Annotated in this window: 15 protein-coding genes; 11 read left to right on the top strand and 4 right to left on the bottom strand. The window is 64.7% G+C overall.

Annotated elements, in window-relative coordinates; translation table 11 throughout:
- Positions 1-154 precede the first annotated feature (154 nt).
- The gene (locus FA94_RS24990; RefSeq protein ID WP_035556253.1) at positions 155-994 is read left to right on the top strand and encodes a MoaF C-terminal domain-containing protein; all 840 of its coding nucleotides are present in this window, start codon (positions 155-157) and stop codon (positions 992-994) included.
- Positions 991-1797, top strand: coding sequence for an SDR family oxidoreductase (locus FA94_RS24995; protein ID WP_035556255.1), 807 nt, complete (start codon positions 991-993; stop codon positions 1795-1797). The genes FA94_RS24990 and FA94_RS24995 overlap by 4 nt, the downstream gene beginning before the upstream one ends.
- A gap of 85 nt (positions 1798-1882) precedes the next feature.
- On the opposite strand, the gene FA94_RS25000 is transcribed toward FA94_RS24995, so the two are convergent.
- Positions 1883-2668 carry an SDR family NAD(P)-dependent oxidoreductase gene (locus FA94_RS25000; protein ID WP_035556257.1) on the bottom strand — a complete coding sequence of 262 codons (786 nt, stop codon included), beginning with the start codon at positions 2666-2668 and terminating at the stop codon, positions 1883-1885.
- 248 nt (positions 2669-2916) lie between these two features.
- On the opposite strand from FA94_RS25000, the gene FA94_RS25005 reads away from it, so the two are divergent.
- The 9 genes from FA94_RS25005 (at position 2917) to FA94_RS25045 (ending at position 14392) form a co-directional block, all read left to right on the top strand.
- Positions 2917-3642, top strand: a complete 726-nt coding sequence (locus FA94_RS25005) for a helix-turn-helix transcriptional regulator (protein WP_035562969.1) — start codon at positions 2917-2919, stop codon at positions 3640-3642.
- 13 nt (positions 3643-3655) lie between these two features.
- Positions 3656-4123: a hypothetical protein gene (locus tag FA94_RS25010; RefSeq protein WP_051980725.1), complete on the top strand. Its 468-nt coding sequence runs from the start codon at positions 3656-3658 to the stop codon at positions 4121-4123.
- Between the two features lie 173 nt (positions 4124-4296).
- Positions 4297-5796, top strand: coding sequence for an aldehyde dehydrogenase family protein (locus tag FA94_RS25015; RefSeq protein WP_035556258.1), 1500 nt, complete (start codon positions 4297-4299; stop codon positions 5794-5796).
- Between the two features lie 56 nt (positions 5797-5852).
- Complete coding sequence (locus FA94_RS25020) at positions 5853-7193, top strand: aspartate aminotransferase family protein (protein WP_035556260.1); 1341 nt, start codon at positions 5853-5855, stop codon at positions 7191-7193.
- A 273-nt stretch (positions 7194-7466) separates the two neighbouring features.
- A complete protein-coding gene (locus FA94_RS25025) occupies positions 7467-8408 on the top strand; it encodes a helix-turn-helix domain-containing protein (protein ID WP_035556262.1) in 942 nt (313 codons plus the stop codon).
- 308 nt (positions 8409-8716) lie between these two features.
- The gene (locus FA94_RS25030) at positions 8717-10165 is read left to right on the top strand and encodes an APC family permease (protein ID WP_035556264.1); all 1449 of its coding nucleotides are present in this window, start codon (positions 8717-8719) and stop codon (positions 10163-10165) included.
- Between the two features lie 137 nt (positions 10166-10302).
- Positions 10303-12036 carry an arylsulfatase gene (locus tag FA94_RS25035; protein WP_051980727.1) on the top strand — a complete coding sequence of 578 codons (1734 nt, stop codon included), beginning with the start codon at positions 10303-10305 and terminating at the stop codon, positions 12034-12036.
- Positions 12037-12047: 11 nt separating this feature from the next.
- Positions 12048-13157, top strand: a complete 1110-nt coding sequence (locus tag FA94_RS25040) for a formylglycine-generating enzyme family protein (protein WP_081936098.1) — start codon at positions 12048-12050, stop codon at positions 13155-13157.
- Positions 13158-13243: 86 nt separating this feature from the next.
- Positions 13244-14392: a porin gene (locus FA94_RS25045; protein WP_063771799.1), complete on the top strand. Its 1149-nt coding sequence runs from the start codon at positions 13244-13246 to the stop codon at positions 14390-14392.
- A 31-nt stretch (positions 14393-14423) separates the two neighbouring features.
- Here the strand turns inward: FA94_RS25045 and FA94_RS25050 are convergent, their stop codons facing one another.
- The 3 genes from FA94_RS25050 to FA94_RS25060 all read right to left on the bottom strand — a co-directional run bounded on the left by FA94_RS25050 (position 14424) and on the right by FA94_RS25060 (position 17302).
- Positions 14424-15581: a DSD1 family PLP-dependent enzyme gene (locus FA94_RS25050; protein WP_035556266.1), complete on the bottom strand. Its 1158-nt coding sequence runs from the start codon at positions 15579-15581 to the stop codon at positions 14424-14426.
- A gap of 25 nt (positions 15582-15606) precedes the next feature.
- Positions 15607-16263 carry an HAD family hydrolase gene (locus tag FA94_RS25055; protein WP_035562981.1) on the bottom strand — a complete coding sequence of 219 codons (657 nt, stop codon included), beginning with the start codon at positions 16261-16263 and terminating at the stop codon, positions 15607-15609.
- Positions 16264-16396: 133 nt separating this feature from the next.
- Positions 16397-17302 (bottom strand): LysR family transcriptional regulator, encoded by a 906-nt coding sequence (locus FA94_RS25060; protein WP_035556268.1) that lies wholly within the window; start codon positions 17300-17302, stop codon positions 16397-16399.
- Positions 17303-17421 lie beyond the last annotated feature (119 nt).

The raw sequence follows: 17421 nt of genomic DNA on the forward strand, positions 1-17421 counted from the left end.
TGGAAGCTTTTGAGCCTTTGAGCGCGGCGTCCCACGGGCACGTTGTCATCCTTCTGGTGGATGCCGCCGCGCCCGTGGCCTCCGTACAGTAGCCACAGGCGCTGCGGCGGATAACAACCGCGGCTATTCATCGAACTACTGGAGCAATACCGTCATGAGATCTCAACCCGTTTTCATCCAGGTCGGCGCGCTGGCCGAAGGCTTTGCACCCGACAGTCACATTCTTTCGCCGGTCGGCGATCTGAGCGGCCGCACGTTGCGGCTTGATTTCGCCGACGGCCCGGCGGTCACGCTGACGTTCGTGTCGGCGGACGTGGTGCGGACCGAACATGGCGAATTCGAATGCCGGGTCACGTCGGTGCGCGACAGCATCTATTTCGTCGATTACATCGGCGGCGATGCTGGCGTCGACAAGCAGAGCGACGGCAGCGCGCGACCGGTTTCCACGAGCTACGTGCTCGACGTGAAGCAGGGTCTGTGTACGTCGGTCACCGGTACGCTGCCGAACGAAAGCGAAGCCCGCACGGATGCGTTCACGCGTGTTGAACGCGGCATGGAACTGACGAGCGTGCAGGCGAATTTTCGCCACGGCCGGATTGCGCCGCAGGGCAGCGCGGCCGCATCCCAGACGACTTTGCATCATCCGACGCGCGAGCTGATCGGCATGCGCAATCTGTACACGTACAGCGCCACGGAGCGCTACGAGCACGTCTATCTGAACGAAAACTTCTACGCGTGGCAGTGTCTGTCGGGTGTGGAAGCCGGTCTCGCGGACGTGGATCGCTGTCATTACATTGCCATCGCCGACGATCTGTTCCTGTTCGTCTGGCGCGAAAAAATCATTCCGACGCTCGGCGTGGTGATGATCGATCTCGCGCGCAATAAGACCGACGGCAAGATTTTCGGCTACCAGGGCAACCAGTTCGGCGCGCTGTCGAACTTTCCGGTCGGCGCGCTGGCGCAGGTGCTCAACGTGACGCAGTACCCGCAATGAACAGCGCAGCGCAAATGCCGCTACAGGTACGCGATTTCGCGGGCAAGGCGGTGCTGGTCACGGGCGGCGCGCAAGGCATCGGCTTCGGCATCGCCGCGGCGTTTGCGGCGCGCGGCGCTGATGTGGCGATTGCCGATTTGCGCGGCGAGGCGGCTTCGGCTGCCGCGCAGCGCATCGCGCAACAGGGCAGCGGCACGGCACGCGCTTATGAGGCGGACCTCGCCGAGCACGCGCAAATCGCGCGCCTCGTCGCCGAGGTGGAAGCGGATTTCGGTCGCCTCGACGTGGTCGTGCACAACGCCGCGTATTTCCCGCTCACCGCGTTCGACGCGATCACGCCCGCCATTTTGCAGCGCACGTTAGCGGTGAATCTCAGCGCGCTGTTCTGGCTCGCGCAGGCGGCGACGCCCGCGTTTATCCGGCAGGGCGGCGGGCGGATGCTGGCGACGTCGTCGGTCACGGGGCCACGAGTCGCCTATCCTGGGCTCGCGCATTACGCGGCGTCGAAGGCGGGCGTGAACGGCTTCATTCGCGCGGCTGCACTGGAACTGGCTCGGCACAGGATCACGGTCAATGGCGTCGAGCCCGGCATGATCCGCACGCCTGCCATGGACAACCTTGGCGACGACGCGCACAACCGGCGCATCGAACAGGGCATTCCGCTCGGGCGTCTGGGCGAGCCGTCGGATATCGCGGCGGCCATGCTGTTTCTCGCTTCGGATGCGGCGTCGTATATCACCGGGCAGACCATCGTGGTCGACGGCGGCGCGACGCTGCCCGAGTCGACCGCTGTGCAGGGGTAGGGCACGGCGGCGTTGTTCAATTCGAAGCGCTCGCGAGCAACGCTCACGAGCGCTAACCAGCGCATGCAAACGCATCAAAGACGTATCACAGATGCTCGAACGCCAGCGTCGGCACATCGACAATCGACGAACCACCGTCGGCGACCAGCGTCGCGCCCGTCACGATCGACGCCGCCGGCGACGCCAGAAACTCGCACACGCCGGCGATTTCCTCGGCGGACGCGGGGCGGCGCAACGGCACGTCGGCGCAGACACGCTGATAGGCCGCATCGAGCGATTCGTCGTAGTGCTGCATCAGCGGCGCCATTTCCGCGTCGGCCATCGGCGTGCGGACCCAGCCGGGGCACACGGCGTTGACGCGCACGCCGTGCGGGCCGTAATCGCGTGCGAGCGAACGGGTCAGGCCGATCAGCGCGTGCTTCGATGTGGTGTAGCCGCATACGGCCGGGCCGGCCGCAAGCGATGCGATCGACGCCACCAGCACGATCGCGCCGCGTCGTTCGATCAGATCCGGCAGGCAGGCGCGCGCGGCAACGAAGGCGGTGTCGAGATTGGCGCGCATCGCGGCGGACCACGCGGCGTCGTCGGTGTCGGTGGCGCTGCCCATGCCGAAGCCGCCCGCGCAGGCGATCAGCGCGTCGACGCTGCCGCCTTGCGCCTTGATCGCGGCGTTGAAGCGGGCCCAGTCGGCGCTGCTGGCGGCGTCGCCGACGAGCACGAGGCCGCCGGTTTCGCGCGCCACCTGTTCGAGCGGTTCGCGGCGCCGGCCGATCAGCGCCACGCGCGCGCCGCGTGCCGCGAAAAGCCGGGCGCAGGCTTCACCGATGCCGGTGCCCGCGCCTGTAATGACCACCGTGCGTTGTTTGGACATGGGGTTCCTTATGACTGTCGTGTTGAGTTGAATTCGCAGAAGCGAGGAGGTGAAGCATGAAACCAGAGTCTAGGCACGCTGGCGGCGGTGCGAAATCAGGCAAAAGGATGACAACGCAAGCATCGTCCGCGGGTTCGGTGAATGCGCTCGGTGAATGCAATGAGCCGCATCGATTTGCCGATTCGTGCTCACGCGGCGCCGACCCCCATTCGTACGATGGGTTCGAGCTGGCGAACCGGGAGCGCGCAATGCTGAATCTGATCCGCGACGAAGCCGCACCGACAGGCGCCTTTCTGCCCGCGCTGGATGCCGCCGTGAACGCGCTCGCGCAACTGGTGCGGCCCTCCGCGACGGTGTTTTACTGGGTCGGCGCGGACCATCAGCCGTCGGGCTTCGAACTCTTCGGGATGGCGGAGGCGATGCATCGAATGTATCTGCAGCGTTATTGCGCGCTCGATCCCATGCATCCCGCGCGCTTCGCAGGGCATGCGGGCAGCGTGCTGACGCTGGCGGGCGCGTTGCCCGAACCGGCGCGTGGCGGTTCGGTGTACTGGCGGCGCTTTCTGAATCCGCATCAGGTGGTCGACGTGATGGAAGTGCTGTTGCGCGATGGCGCGCGTCCGGCGGCGGCGTTTTCGCTGCTACGCATGGCGCCCGCCGACACCTTTTCCAACGACGACCAGCAACGCGCGCAGGCCATACAGCCGCTGCTCGAAGCCGCGCTCGTGCCCGCGTTGCGCGATCAGCGGCCAATGCGTACGCACACGCGCGCCGACGCCGAGACGGCGCTTCGTCCGACCCTCACGCACCGCGAACAGCAGATCGCGCGGCTGGTGCGCAACGGGTTGTCGAACAAGGAAATCGCGCGCGATCTCGCGCTCGCGCAGCCGACCGTCAAGACCCACTTGCTGCGCATGTTCCGCAAGCTCGGCGTGTCGAGCCGCACGGAAATGATCGGCGCGCTGTTTCTGTGAGGAGGCCGGGTTCATGATCGACAGCGAATTGCGACGCAGCTTGCGCGATGAACCGCGCGGGCCAGTCGGGACTTTTGAAAGCACGGAGAGCGCCGAGCCGATGCTGCTCTACGCGGTCGCGGCACTCGCCGTGCAGCGCGCCAATGGCTCACCTGACGAGCGGTGGTTCCAGCGTCGCCCCTCAGCGCTAGCCGCCGTGATTTCACGCGAAGAGGACGTGTCGGACATTCTGCTGCGCCTGCCCGATAGCTGGAACATTGTCGACGGCGCGCGCTGCGTCGGCTTGCACGACGACGTCGACATTCTGGGTGGCGATCCGCGTTTCAACCGTGGCTTCGTGAAAGCGAACTGCGCGATTGTCGGCCATAGCGACGGCGTGCGCTTCGCGCTGCTGATGCAGATCAACGCGGCCGAAGCGGTGCTGTTGCCGGAGCGTCTGTTCGCGCGTCGCGACGCGTTCGAGGCCTGCCTGAAGGCATGAATCCATGAACGCACGAACGCAAGCCTCGCTAGATGTTTTCCCTGACCGCACGGACGGCCTGCCGATTTGCGCTAACGCTGCATGGGCGGGCCTGACTACATTGATCCCACAGCAACACAGTCACGCATTCAGGCAGTCACAGTCACGCGCAACACCAACAAGAGACCCAGGATATGAGTAACGATGCAACGGTGGTCGTCAGCGACGCGGTTCGCGCGTTCGTGCAACGCGATTTCGGTTTGTTTATCGGCGGTACGCAGCAAGCGGCGCATTCGGACCGGCGTCTGGACGTGTTCAATCCGGCAACCGGCGAACGTCTCGCCACGGTCGCGGATGCGGACGCCAGCGACGTCGACCGCGCGGTCGTCAACGCACGCGCCGCATTCGACACCCGCGTGTGGAGCGGTCTGCGTCCCGCCGACCGCGAACGCATTCTGCTGCGTCTGGCCGATCTGCTCGAAGCCAACGCCGAAGACCTCGCGCAACTCGAAACGCTGAATCAGGGCAAGTCGATCAACATTGCCCGCGCGGTGGAAGTCGGCGCGACGATCGAATATGTGCGCTACATGGCGGGCTGGGCGACCAAGATCACCGGCGAAACGCTCGACGTGTCGATTCCGTTTCCACCCGGCACGCGTTACACGGCCTATACGCGCAAGGAGCCGGTCGGCGTGGTGGCGGGCATCGTGCCGTGGAATTTCCCGCTGATGATCGCCGTCTGGAAGCTCGTGCCGGCGCTCGCGGCAGGGTGCACCGTCGTGATCAAACCGTCGCCGGAAACGCCATTGACCGCGCTGCGGCTGGCCGAACTGGCGCTCGAAGCGGGCGTGCCCGCGGGCGTCTTCAACGTCGTGACGGGCGGGCGCGAATGCGGCGCCGCGCTGGCTGCGCATCCGGGTATCAACAAGATTTCGTTCACCGGTTCCACGCCGACCGGCAAGCTGGTCGGCACGGCCGCGGTGCAGAACATGACGCGTTTTTCGCTGGAACTAGGCGGCAAGAATCCGGCGGTGATGCTGGCCGATATCGATGTTGAACAGGCCGTTCAAGGCGCGCTCGCGGGCGGTTTCTTCAACCAGGGGCAGGTGTGCGCGGCGGCCTCGCGCATCTACGTGCATCGCAGCAAGTACCGGCAGGTGGCCGACGGTCTCGCCGCTGTCGCCAGTGCGATGACGCTCGGCGCCGGCCTCGACCCGAACGCGCAGATCAATCCGCTGGTGTCCGCGCAGCATCGCGAGCGGGTGGAGCAGCACATCGCGCGGGCGCAGGCTGCCGGGCTGACGTTTCTCACGGGTGGCAAGCCGGTCGATCTGCCGGGCTATTACGTGCGCCCGGCGGTGATCGCCGACGTCCCGCACGACGCGGCGATTTTGCGCGACGAAGTGTTCGGTCCGGTGCTCGCGATCGTGCCGTTCGACGATCCGCTCGACGCGCTGCGCCTCGCCAACGACACGCCCTATGGTCTCGCCGCGAGCCTGTGGAGCAACGACCTCAAGACGGTGATGAACCTCGTGCCGCAAATGGATGCGGGCACCGTGTGGGTGAATTGCCATGTGCCGCTCGACCCGGCCATGCCGTTCGGCGGCTTCAAACAATCGGGCATGGGCCGCGAATTCGGCAAGTACGCGATTGAAGGCTTCACCGAAACCAAATCGGTGTGTATCGCGCATTGAGCGTCACACCAGCATCCGTACACGACAAGCAATCCGCACTTCATGGAGTAGGTCCTATGAGCACCAACGAATCCGCCTTCTGGCATCCCATGCAGCATCCCGCTGAAATGCAGCAGCGCGAGCCGATCCGCATTGTGCGCGGCGACGGCTGTTATGTGTTCGACGATCGCGGCAACCGGCTCGTCGACGGCGTGGCGGGACTGTGGAACGTCAACGTCGGCCATAACCGGCGCGAAGTGAAAGACGCGATCGTGCGTCAACTGGACGAGCTCGAATACTTCCAGTTGTTCGACGGCATCTCGCATCCGCGCGCGGAAGAACTGTCGATGCGGCTGATCGACATGCTCGAACCGGAAGGCATGCGCCGCGTGATCTACAGCTCGGGTGGCTCGGACGCGGTCGAATCCGCGTTGAAGCTCGCGCGTCAATACTGGAAGCTGGAAGGCCAGGCGGATCGCACCAAGTTTATTTCGCTGAAACAGGGTTATCACGGCACGCACTTCGGTGGCGCGTCGGTGAACGGCAATACCGTGTTTCGCCGCAACTACGAACCCAATCTGCCGGGCTGTTTTCATGTCGAAACGCCGTGGCTGTATCGCAATCCGTTCACGCAGGACCCGGCTGAACTCGGTCGTATTTGCGCCGAGATGCTGGAGCGCGAGATCGTTTTCCAAAGCCCCGACACAGTGGCGGCATTTATCGCTGAGCCGGTGCAGGGCGCGGGCGGCGTGATCGTGCCGCCGGAGAACTACTGGCCGCTGATTCGCGAAGTGTGCGACAAGTACGGCGTGCTGCTGATCGCCGACGAAATCGTCACGGGCTTTGGCCGCACCGGCAGTCTGTTCGGCAGTCGCGGCTGGGGCGTGAAACCCGACATCATGTGCTTCGCGAAGGGCATTTCGTCCGGCTACATTCCGCTCGGCGCGACCGCGTTCAACGAACGGATCGAGCAGGCCTTCATGCGTAACGCCACCTTCACCGGCGCGTTGATGCACGGCTACACCTACGCGGGTCATCCGGTGGCGTGCGCGGCGGCGCTGGCGAACCTGAAGATCGTCGAAGACGAGAATCTGCCGGCCAATGCCGCGCAACAGGGCGCGCATCTGATCGAAGCGCTGCGGCCGTTCGCGCAGCGTTACGAGGCGGTCGGCGACGTGCGCGGCAAGGGCCTGATGGTGGCGCTCGATCTGGTGAAGTCGAAAACGACCCGCGAGCCGATCGATCCGACCTCCGGCTATGCGAACGCGGTGGCCGAAGTGGCGCGCGCGCATGGCGCGCTGGTGCGGCCGGTCGGCACGAAAATCATCCTGTCGCCGCCGCTGGTCGTGCAGGCCGAACAACTCGACGCCTTGGTCGGCGCGCTGGCGGCAGGTTTCGATGAGGTGAAATTTGCATAATTGACTTGGTCAAGTGTTGGCGCGCGCTGCAGAATGCACAGGTGCATTCCGGGTTGGCGCAGCGCGCAACGAGAGGGAATCCGCGGCAACGTCCTCGCGGTGTGGTGTGTTCAACTCGCGCCGTATCGCCCAGCCTGGAATTACATTGCGCTTTCATTTGCAGCAGCGGCGCCGCATGTGGCGGCCGCCGTTTGCGTCCAGGCTGGCGTCCGCTATGACAGGCCGGGCCGTCATCGTATGAATGTAGCCTGTTCAGAGTAGGCGGGAGGGGACATGGACTTCCGGATCAGTACGCTGGCCGACGTGCACGATCATTCACTGGCCGTGAGCGGCTGGGAACAGGTCTACCGGCAGATGACGCCGGGCCGTTTCCAGAGCACGCTCGTGCAGGCGAGCTCGACTGATTTTCATTTTTTTCGCGAGACCACCAATCGCCGCGTGGCGCAGCATGGCGTGTCGCCGGCCGGTCTCGCTTCGATTGCCGTGCCGCTATATGCGCCGCTCGTCGGCACGTTCCAGGGGCAACGGGTGGATGGTTACGCGCTCCTGTTGCTGGGGGCGGGTGAAGAATTCCGCTTCTACACGCCGGAGTCGATGCACTACGCCGGCATCAGCGTGTGCGCCGACCTGATGGAAGAGTTGTTGAGCTTCGCGGTGGGCGAGCACGCGGGCCGGCAGGCGAGGCGTGGCGTGCTCGCGCTGTCCGACGCGCAGGGCGTGATGCTGCGCGAGCGGCTCGCCCCTTTCCTCGACGCCGCCGAAGGCAATCCCGCCGCATTCGCGCACCCGGGCGCCACCAAAGTTTTCCGCGACGAGATGGTGAGCGTGCTGATCGGTCTGATCGAAAGTGCCTCGCACACCCCGCCGCGCGACCTCACGCACACCACGTATAGCGATATTGTGCGGCGCTGCGAACGCATCCTGCAGGAGAACGCGGAGCAGCCCATCACGGTGCTCGATCTGTGCCGCGCGCTACGCTGTAGCCGCCGTACGTTACAAACCAGCTTTCAACGCGTGGCCAACGTCACGCCCGTCGAATATCTACGCTCGATCCGGTTGAACGCGGTGCATCGGCTGCTGCGCACGACGAACGCCGAGCAGCTCCTGATCGGCGACGCCGCCTGTCGTTGGGGGTTTACTCATCTCGGCTATTTCGCCCGCGAATATCGCGACCTGTTCGGCGAACTGCCTTCGCAGACGCCGCGTTTGAGCTAGCGCGCTGCGCGTGTTCAGGGCCGCATGACGGCGCGGCCCTTGGCGCCCCATCGCGCCCGATCATTTCCGACGCTCTTCCGTTCACTGCCGTACCTCGCCCGCATGCGGGCGCGCCGGCGCGCGTCCCGTTCGATCTCTCACGTCCCGTTTCGATGCACAAGCCGACGTCTAGGCGTAAACCCAGATTCGCGCCGCGTTGCCGATTTGTGCTCCCGCTCGACATTATTGGCTTTCTACAGTGCATCAACACTTGCACTGCGCACGACCTCTTCGCGATGCAGACGAAGGACCATTCTGGAGAAAGAAGCATGAGCATCGTCGCTGAACCGGCACCGTCCACCGAATTGCGTAAGGGCGCGCTGGGACTGGGCTTCATCATTTTCTTCGTGATCTCGGCGGCCGGACCGCTGGTCGCGATCGCGGGCGGTTTTCCGATCGGCATCATGCTCGGCAACGGCGCGGGGACACCGGCGTTGCTGGTCGCGACGGTGGCGATTCTGCTGATGTTTTCCGCCGGCTACACGGCGATGTCGCGGCACGTGACCAACGCGGGCGGCTTCTACGCGTTCACGGCGCGCGGCCTCGGCGGCACGGCGGGCGGGGCGGCCGCATTGATCGCGCTGCTTGGCTACAACACGATGCAGATCGGGCTGTACGGCATGTTCGGCGCGGTCGCGTCGGGTTTCCTGAAGACCCACTTCAACCTCGATACCCCGTGGTGGATCTGCTCGCTCGCGGCGATGGCGAGCATCGGCGTGTTCGGCTACCGGCAGATCGATCTGTCCGCGAAGGTGCTCTCGCTGCTGGTGTTCGGCGAATACATCGTGGTGTTGATCCTCGATCTGGCGATTCTGAAGAGCGGCGGCGACAGCGGCATCAATGCGGCGTCGTTCGCGCCGCATACGTTCATGAGCGGCACGCCGGCGATCGGTTTCCTGTTCTGTTTCGCCAGTTTTATCGGCTTCGAAGCGACCACCATCTATAGCGAAGAGGCGAAAGACCCGCAACGCACCGTGCCGTTGGCGACCTACATTTCGGTGCTGCTGATCGGCGTGTTCTATGCGTTCTCCGCGTGGTGCATGGTGATTGGCGCGGGCAGCGACAAGATCGTCAAGACGCTCACCGCGTTGAGCGACCCGACCACCTTCCTCTATTCGCTATCCGATCACTACGCCAGCAAGACCCTGACCGCGGCCATGAGCGTGCTCTTCATCACCAGTGTGTATGCGGGCTTGCTGGCGTTTCACAACTCCGCCTCGCGCTACTTCTTTGCCACCGGCCGTGAAGGTTTGCTGCCGCAAGTGCTGGGCCGCACGCATCGCGTGCATTGCAGCCCGCACGTCGGCTCGCTGCTGCAGACGGCGCTTGCCGCCGTGGTCGTGCTGGTGTTCATCGTCGCGCATGCCGATCCGGTGCTGACGCTGTTCTCCTGGCTCACCAACGTGGCGACGCTTTGCATCATCGCGTTGATGGCGCTGTCGTCGGCGGCGGTGGTGGTGTTCTTCCGACGCCACCATCGTGGCGACGCCGGGGTCATGCGGGTGGGCGTGTTGCCGGTGCTGTCGGGCGTTGCTCTCGCGGTGGTGCTGGTGCTGGCGATCGTGAATTTTCCGCTGCTGACGGGGGCGGGCGTGGGCGTGTCCTACGCCTTGACCGGCTTGCTGCCGCTGTTCGCCGTGGCCGGTGTGATCGCGGCGAGAACGCTCAAACGACGCGACCGTGCCGCGTTCGAGCGGCTGGGGCGATCGAGGTTGTGAGGCCGGTTTGTGGGCCTGGTTGTGAGCCTGGTTGTGAGCCTGGTCGTGAGCCGGTTCGTCTCGGCGCCGCTTAGGAACAGGCCTTGATTTTCAGGTTACGAAGACATCGTGGGTAACGGATCAATGACGGAGAAGAAATGAGCTTTCGCACTATCCTTGCAGCAACCTTTGTCGGCGGCGCGTGCACGGTTGTGATGCCGTTCGCGCACGCGGCGGACGCGGCCGCGGCGGCGGCGGCATCGACGCCCGCCGCGACACCCGCGGCGACACCTGTCGCGCGTCCCAACGTGCTGCTGATCCTCGCCGACGACGTCGGGCGTTCGGACCTCGGCGCATTCGGCAGCGAGATCGCCACGCCGAATCTCGATGCGCTGGCCGCGCACGGCCGGCTGCTCGACACGATGTACGTTGCGCCGACCTGTTCGCCCACCCGTTCGATGTTGCTCTCCGGCATGGACAATCACCTGGCCGGCGTCGGCAATATGGCGGAGATGATCACACCGCATCTGACGCCCGAAGAGATCAACCGTCCCGGCTACGAAGGCGGCCTGAATCAGCGGGTGGCGGCATTGCCGGAGATCATGAAAGACGCCGGCTACTGGACGGTGATGGCCGGCAAGTGGCATCTGGGCGGCAGCGACGGCATGCGACCCGACCAGCGCGGCTTCGAACGCTCCTATGCGTTGATGAACGGCGGCGCGTCGCATTTCAAACAGAAGGTCATGACGATCGCCTCGGACGCGCCGGAGCCGACCTATCGCGAGAACGGCAAGAAGATCGATCTGCCGGCCGACTTCTATTCGTCGCGCAACTACACCGACAAGCTGATTGCCTACCTGCAGGACTCGCAGCGCGGCGGCAAGCCGTTCTTCGCGTATGCGGCCTACACGGCGGCGCATCTGCCGCTGCAGGCGCCGGACGACGAGTTGCAGAAGGTGCGCGGCCAGTACGACGTGGGCTACGACGTGATCGCGCAACGCCGCATCGACAAGATGAAGCGCCTCGGGCTGGTACCGAAGGACGCGCAACCCGCGCCGCTGCCTCAAGGCACGAAGCCGTGGAACGCCTTGAGCGCTGACGAAAAGGCGCGCTCGGCCCGCACCATGGAAGCCTACGCGGCGCTGGTGGGCGATCTCGACCGCAATGTCGGCCGGCTGATCGCCTATCTGAAAGCGAGCGGCCAGTATGACAACACGCTGATCGTCTTTCTGTCGGACAACGGTCCGGAAGGCAATGCATGGGACCTCGACGACGGTAACGCGAAATGGATTACGCAGACTTTCGACAATTCACTCGCCAATATTGGCCGCGCCAATTCGTTCGTGTTCGAGGGACCGGCCTGGGGACAGGTGAGCGCGCAACCATTCCGCCTCTTCAAGGCGTACACCAATGAGGGGGGCATTCGCTCTCCCGCGTTCGTGTCGTTTCCGGGGCATGTTCAGGCCGGCAAGAGCGAGCAGGTGCTCACCGTCAAGGACCTGACGCCGACCATTCTCGACTTCGCCGGTATCAAGCAGCCCGGTATTGAGTTCCACGGCCACACCGTCTTGCCGATGCAGGGCATGTCGATGAAACCGTATCTGACCGGCGAGCGCAAACGCGTGCACGTGGACGACTACGTGTACGGCATGGAACTGATGGGGCGTAACGCGCTGCGCAAGGGCAACTGGAAGCTCGTCTATTCCTACGACAACGGCAAGGGGCACTGGCAGTTGTACGACCTCGCGCACGACCGTGGCGAGTTGCACGACCTGTCCGCGAAACGTCCCGAAGTTCTCGAGCAGATGCTGACCGAGTGGGCGCAGTACGTGCAGCAGAACAACGTCGTCGAGACCGGGCGCGATACGTCCTATCCGCGCGCGGACTACTGAGGAGCGTTGGCATGAGCAGGCAGGTCCGTGGAACGATCGTGCGGTATGGGGCGGCGGCGTGCGTCGTGCTGACTCTGGCGGTGTCGGCGGCAGGGATTCCCGCGGTGGCGGCTGTGGCCACCACGGCCACTGCGGCCACCGCCGCGCAGCCGGCCGTGCGGCTCGGCAGCTTGCCGGCGTGCAAGGCCTTCAACGGCTTGCCGCCGGCGTCGGAACAGAACGATCAGGTGCGTGTGCCGGCCGGCAGCTTCGTGATGGGTTCGGATGGCGGTTATCCGGAAGAAGCGCCGGCGCGGCCCGTGAAAGTGGGCGGCTTCATGATCGATCGATACGACGTGACGAACGCGGAATTCGCGCGCTTCGTCGCGGCGACCGGTTACCGGACGCTCGCCGAACGCGGGCTCGATGCAAAGCGCTATCCGTCGTTGCCGGCGCAGATGACGCGCCCCGGCTCGACGGTGTTCCTACCGCCGAAAGATCTGCTGGTCAGTGCGATGCAATGGTGGCATTTCGTGCCGGGCGCCGACTGGCGGCATCCGACGGGACCGGACAGTTCGATTGACGGGCTCGCCAATCATCCGGTCGTGCATATCGCGTATGAAGATGCGCTGGCCTATGCGAAGTGGCGCGGCCGCGATCTGCCGACCGAAGCGGAGTACGAGTACGCGGCGCATGGCGGCACCTCGACTACTTACCCGTGGGGCGACACCTTCGAGATCCGCGCGAAGCTGATGGCCAACACATGGCAGGGCGCTTTTCCGTTTCAGAACACCGCGAAAGACGGCTTTGTGTCGACCTCGCCGGTGGGCTGTTTTCCGGGCAACGGCTACGGCCTTTACGACATGGTCGGCAATGTCTGGCAATGGGTGAAGGACCCGTGGCAGCAGAACCACGCGCAGCGGGCGAACGAGCCGCCGCCGAACCCCGATGTCGATCTCGAAGACGCGCTGGTCGCCAAGGCGCGTAGCACCGAACTCGGCACCATTAAAGGCGGCTCGTTTCTGTGTTCGCCGATCTATTGCAAACGTTATCGGCCCAGCGCGCGTCACGCGCAGGACGTGACGATGGGCACCAATCACATCGGCTTTCGCACCGTCTTGAGACTGCCGCCCGGGTCATAAGCGCGACCACGGCGGCGCCGTCAGCAGAAAAACTACAACCGATACACCTGGATCTGGAGAGTACTTTGAAATCACGAGAAAGAGCCGTGAGGGTGACGCTCGTCGCCGCGTCCTGTGCATGGCTGTTAAGCGCGCCTCTCGCCGCTCATGCCCAAAGCCGTGTGACCTTGAGCGGCATTATCGACGCAGGCGTGCTGTACGCGAACAACAGCGGCGGCCATGCCGACTGGTCCACCACCAGCGGGCAACTGACCGCCTCACGCTGGATCATGACCGGCAGCGAAGACCTGGGCGGCGGATCGCACGCGATCTTCCGCCTGATGAGTCCATTCAATATTCAGAATGGCAATGGCACGGGCCGCGCGTTCAACGTCGCCTATCTGGGCCTCGCCGACGACCGGTTCGGCACGCTGACGATAGGCCGGCAATGGGACACGACCATCGACACCGTCTCGGGATTCGCCACCAACGAAACATGGGCCGGCTACGTCGGCGCTCATGTCGGCGACGCGGACAACACCAACGCGAGTTTCAAGGTCAGCAATACGGTCAAATACGCGAGCCCGCAATTTGCGGGTCTGAGCTTTGGCGCGACCTATGGCTTCAGCAATCAGGCCGCTGCAACGGACGGCTCGGGCGGCTTCGCGAACAACCGCATGATGAGCGCGGGGGCGGCTTATGCTCACGGGCCGTTCGCGGCCGGCATCGGTTTTCTGCAGGCGGACCGGCCCGATGCGCAACCGGCCGGCGCGTTGGGCGCGCCGGGCGCCAGCGTGTACGACGACTATGAGAATACGTTTTCAACCAGCATCGCCAGCACGGCCGGGGTGAAACGGCAGCGCATCTGGCTGGCGGGAGCGTCGTACCAGTTCTTCGGCGCGCTCACGCTGGGCGGCATGTACTCGAAAACGCAGTATCGCTATCTGGATGCCACCGCGTTGACGCTCGATAACTACGAGGCGAACCTGACGTGGCAGGTCACGCCGGCGTGGCAAACCGGACTGGCCTACATCCGTACGAACGGAAGTTATTCGGGCAGCGGGACCGGCAACGCGGAACCGGGCTGGGATCAGATCAACCTCGGCACCTCGTATTTGCTGTCCAGGCGCACAACGCTTTATCTGATCGGCGTCGCGCAACAGGGGCGTCATGCCGTCGCGCAGATCTATGGCGTAAGCCCGTCGAGCACGCGCCGGCAACTGGTGGTGACAACGGGTATTCAGCACCAGTTCTGATCACGGCGTGACAGGGGCGTACCTGAGCCCCTCACCAGCCGTGAAAGCGTCGCCATTCCACGCTGGCGCCGTCCGGCGTCACCGCGTGATACTCGGGAAACTGCGCGCCGGTTGCGCACGCATGGTTCGGCAGAATGCGCAGTTTCATGCCGAGCGGAAAGCGCTGGGTGATGTCGTCGGCGGAACCTGTGTGTGCTGCGGCCGACGTTGATCTCGACGTCGACGACAGTATCCCGTGCTCCTGATTCGCGCCGCTCACCACGTACCCGGCTAGCGGCGTGCCGTTCAGCAAACACGGCTGGCCGTAGCCGAAATCGTGCGCCTGCTTCGACGTGCCGCGATCGCGGCTCAACGCCATCCAGCCCGCGTCGAGAATCGCCCAGCCCTTGTCCGCCTGATGACCGATCACAGTGGCGAGCACGCTCAGCGCGATGTCGTCGAGCGCGCACACGCCGACGTTGTGCATGACCAGATCGAACAGCACGTAGACGCCGGCGCGCACTTCGGTCACCCCGTCCAGTTGCGCGGCGGCCAGCGCGGTCGGCGTCGAGCCCACGCTGACGGCGGGGCACGCAATGCCGGCTTCGCGCAGCCGCTCCGCCGCGCGCACGCAGCCCGCGCGTTCCTGCTCCGCGAGCGCGGCGAGCGCTTCGGGCGTATCGAGTTCGTAGCTGGAACCGGCGTGCGTCATCACGCCGCCTACCTTGACGCCGTTCTCATGCAGAATCCGGCCGACCACGAGCAAGGTGTCCTGTTCGGGCGTAATACCGGAGCGGTGTCCGTCGGTGTCGACCTCGATCCACACCTCGAACGCTTCACCGTGCTGGTCGCCGAACGCGGCAATCGCCGACGCCGCGCCCGGGTTGTCCACCACCAGCTTCAGATCGCAGCCCTGGCGGCGCAGCGCCAACGCGCGCGGCAACTTGGCGGGCACCATGCTGACCGCGTACAGAATGTCGGCGACCCCGGCCGCGAAGAACGCCTCCGCCTCCTTCAGCGTGGACACTGCTATGCCGCGCGCGCCGGCAGCGATCTGCGCGCGCACCACGTCGATACATTTGGTGGTCTTCACATGCGGGCGGAACGCCACGCCCAGCGTGTTCATCTGCCCCTGCATGCGGGCGATGTTCTTCTGCATGCGCGCGACGTCGATCAGCGCGGCAGGCGTTTCAATGCGGTCGAGTTTCATGGTTTCACCGGTAAAAAGCGTGAGTTCAGTTCGCGCCGAAGCGGCGCAGCCACGGCGTCAGCAGATCTAGCGCGGGTGACTCGATCTCGGGCGGCTGCGCGCCGCTGACGAGCGGCAAGCCGACGCGGTTGTGCCAGTATGTTCGCAAGCCGACGGCGGCGGTGCCGAACATGTCGTAACTGGAGCCCGCGACGAACGCGGCTTCGTGCGCTTGCACGCCGAGTTGGTCGAGGGCGAGCCGGTAGGGCAGCGGATCGGGTTTGTACACGCCGGCTTCTTCGGCGGTCACGATGGCGTCCCAGTGAACCGGGAACAGATTCGCCGCCTGCTTGCCGAGGCGCGCGGAGCAGTTGGTGACCACCGCCAGTTTGCAATGCGGCGCGAGCGCCTGCAACGCGTCCACGGCGCCGCTCCAGGGCGCAAGCTTTATCCAGTCGGCTTCGAGCGCGAGCGGCGCGGATTCGGGCAGGCCGACTTCTTTGGCCGCGTCGCGCACCAGTTGTTCATACGGAAAGTAGTGGCCGCAGCCGTAGGTCAGACGCAGGTAGGCGGCCCGCCATGCGCGGCCGGTTGTCTCGGACCCGGCGGCGTGGTTCCACGACGTCCATGAGTCGAGCAGCGCGGTCAGAAGGTCGAAGAGCACCGCTTTCGGGTAGGCGGCGGGTGCGGATGTGTCGGTCATGATGTGCCCGGCTTTGAGTGTGAACCGATTATAGATTTGCATCGGCACCGTGGCGTTTAGCCGGCTTTACTCATAGATTCAGCCAGACTGAATCTTCCTGCGACCATGCAACCCAGCCACCGTGCTTTGATATTCAGCGCCGCCACGGCGGCAGCGGCCTGAAGCGGCCTTGCAGATACTGCATGAAATGACGGGTGCGTGCGGGCAGTCCGGCGCGCTGGTGCGTGAGCGCGACCACGTTGGCATCCGGCGTTTTCCAGCCTGGCAGCAAACGCACCAGCTTGCCTTTGGCGAGGTCGTCGGCGACATCCCATTCCGAGCGCAGAATCACGCCGCGACCTTCGCAGGCCCACTGGCGGATCACGTCGCCGTCGTTGCAGCTCATACGCGGCGCCATGCGTACGCTGTGACGCGCGCGGCCCTTGCTGAACTGCCAGAGCGTGACGTCTTCGTTATTCTCGCGCAGCACGATGCAGGGCAGCCGGCTCAGTTCTTCGGGCGACGCCGGCGCACCGACGCGGCGGATCAGTGCGGGCGCCGCGCAGACGAAGCGCGCATTCGGCGCGATCGTATAGCCGACCCGGTTCGACACCGGCAGCTCGCCGATATGCACGACGATGTCGAAGCGATCCATGGTCTCGGTCAACGGCTGGTCGGAGAGCGTGAGCGCTACGTCGATATCCGGATTCTCCTGCTGGAAGGCCGCAATCGCCGGCGCGAGGTGGCGCCGGCCGAAACCGAGCGGCGCGTTGATTTTCAGTGTGCCTATCAAGCCGCCGCGGCGCATCTGCAAATCGTCGAACAAGGCGTCGAACTGCTGGACCAGTTCGGCGCCGCGTTCGCACAGCAAGGTGCCTTCTTCCGTGAATTGCAGGCGGCGCGCGGTGCGGTTCACCAGTTGCGTGCCCAACTTCTTTTCGAGTTGCTGAAGACGCTGTGTCACCGCCGACGGCGATAGCCCCAGTTTTCGCGCCGCGGCGATCAGGCTGCCGCTGTCGCGAATGGTTAGCAGGAAACGGATATCGGTCGAATCGTTCATATCGGCGACGGTTGAATGCTGGAATCTGGCAGCTTAAAGCCTTTCAACGGGCTTCAAACCGTTTTAGCGGTTTGGGACACACGGTTTCCACCACCGTGCTGTCTGCGCCGCCCAACATG

It is taken from the genome of Burkholderia sp. 9120, assembly GCF_000745015.1.
Lineage (GTDB): Bacteria > Pseudomonadota > Gammaproteobacteria > Burkholderiales > Burkholderiaceae > Paraburkholderia.

Excerpts from the sequence above, each read along its gene's own strand:
- FA94_RS25035 (WP_051980727.1), top strand. The coding sequence starts at position 10,303 with ATGAGCTTTCGCACTATCCTTGCAGCAACCTTTGTCGGCGGCGCGTGC.
- FA94_RS24995 (WP_035556255.1), top strand. The coding sequence starts at position 991 with ATGAACAGCGCAGCGCAAATGCCGCTACAGGTACGCGATTTCGCGGGC.
- FA94_RS25010 (WP_051980725.1), top strand. The coding sequence starts at position 3,656 with ATGATCGACAGCGAATTGCGACGCAGCTTGCGCGATGAACCGCGCGGG.
- FA94_RS25005 (WP_035562969.1), top strand. The coding sequence starts at position 2,917 with ATGCTGAATCTGATCCGCGACGAAGCCGCACCGACAGGCGCCTTTCTG.
- FA94_RS25015 (WP_035556258.1), top strand. The coding sequence starts at position 4,297 with ATGAGTAACGATGCAACGGTGGTCGTCAGCGACGCGGTTCGCGCGTTC.
- FA94_RS24990 (WP_035556253.1), top strand. The coding sequence starts at position 155 with ATGAGATCTCAACCCGTTTTCATCCAGGTCGGCGCGCTGGCCGAAGGC.
- FA94_RS25040 (WP_081936098.1), top strand. The coding sequence starts at position 12,048 with ATGAGCAGGCAGGTCCGTGGAACGATCGTGCGGTATGGGGCGGCGGCG.
- FA94_RS25055 (WP_035562981.1), bottom strand. The coding sequence starts at position 16,263 with ATGACCGACACATCCGCACCCGCCGCCTACCCGAAAGCGGTGCTCTTC.
- FA94_RS25050 (WP_035556266.1), bottom strand. The coding sequence starts at position 15,581 with ATGAAACTCGACCGCATTGAAACGCCTGCCGCGCTGATCGACGTCGCG.
- FA94_RS25030 (WP_035556264.1), top strand. The coding sequence starts at position 8,717 with ATGAGCATCGTCGCTGAACCGGCACCGTCCACCGAATTGCGTAAGGGC.
- FA94_RS25025 (WP_035556262.1), top strand. The coding sequence starts at position 7,467 with ATGGACTTCCGGATCAGTACGCTGGCCGACGTGCACGATCATTCACTG.
- FA94_RS25000 (WP_035556257.1), bottom strand. The coding sequence starts at position 2,668 with ATGTCCAAACAACGCACGGTGGTCATTACAGGCGCGGGCACCGGCATC.
- FA94_RS25020 (WP_035556260.1), top strand. The coding sequence starts at position 5,853 with ATGAGCACCAACGAATCCGCCTTCTGGCATCCCATGCAGCATCCCGCT.
- FA94_RS25060 (WP_035556268.1), bottom strand. The coding sequence starts at position 17,302 with ATGAACGATTCGACCGATATCCGTTTCCTGCTAACCATTCGCGACAGC.